This is a genomic window from Mesorhizobium sp. M7A.F.Ca.CA.002.09.1.1 (assembly GCF_003998555.1).
In the GTDB taxonomy this organism is placed as follows: domain Bacteria; phylum Pseudomonadota; class Alphaproteobacteria; order Rhizobiales; family Rhizobiaceae; genus Mesorhizobium; species Mesorhizobium ciceri.
Map to the genome: position 1 here is coordinate 1 of NZ_RZRR01001576.1, position 495 is coordinate 495.

Below are 495 nucleotides of genomic sequence, written 5' to 3' on the forward strand. Positions count from 1 at the left end.
AGCGTTTCCAGTTCGACGGCGCGGGCAAGCGTGCGTTCGATGCCTTCGCCCATCGCCGCGACCTCGCGACGAACGGCCTGGCCGATCATCATGACGCGATCCTGGGCAAGGTTTTCCGGCTCGGTCAGGCGGAAGGCCACTTCGGTCATCGACTGTGCGGCGATGCGCATTTCCTGGGCGCGGCGAATCATGGCGGCGAAGGCCCAGAACAGGATGACGGGCACGATGGCCGCGACGGCGAGGCCGATCAGTTCCGGACGGGCAAGGAACTGGTCGAGCGTGCGGATTCTCCAGATGCTCGGTCCGAAAAGCAGATTGGCCAAACCACCGGCACCGGCGAACCAGGCGAGCGAAACGAAGGCGACGACCCAGTAAATGGTGTTCGAGGCACGCCTGTTGAGGCTGTGCAGGAGCGTCTTGTAATCCTTCTGGCGATCGTCATTGGCCGGCGCGAAACCTGCGGGCTGGGCGCCATTGCGCGGTTCCACGGGGCGC

The 495-nt window shown here is 64.8% G+C and carries 1 protein-coding gene; it reads right to left on the minus strand.

What is annotated here, in order from left to right; all coding sequences use genetic code 11:
• On the minus strand, positions 1 to 495 hold a 495-nt coding region (locus EN994_RS34740), incomplete at both ends, for a hypothetical protein (RefSeq protein WP_164746589.1).